At 59.0% G+C, this 234-nt stretch carries 1 protein-coding gene; it reads left to right on the top strand.

The genetic code is table 11. From position 1 onward, the window contains the following. The coding region (locus SB772_RS45800; protein ID WP_410839249.1) for an isocitrate dehydrogenase kinase/phosphatase-domain containing protein at nt 1-234 on the top strand (234 nt) is incomplete at both ends.

Below are 234 nucleotides of genomic sequence, written 5' to 3' on the forward strand. Positions count from 1 at the left end.
GCGTCGCGTTGCCGCTGTCGCGCCTCGATCACGCGCTCATTCGCGAGCTCGAAAAGGAAGCGCCGTCGATGCTCGAATACGAAGGCGATAATCTCGTCATCAGGCATCTGTATATCGAGCGGCGCATGGTGCCGCTCAACATTTTCCTGCAGAACGGCACGGACGCCGACGTCGAGCACGGTATCCGCGAGTACGGCAACGCGGTGAAAGAACTGATGCAGGCCAACATCTTTC

Source organism: Paraburkholderia sp. SIMBA_030 (assembly GCF_046535245.1).
In the GTDB taxonomy this organism is placed as follows: Bacteria; Pseudomonadota; Gammaproteobacteria; order Burkholderiales; family Burkholderiaceae; genus Paraburkholderia.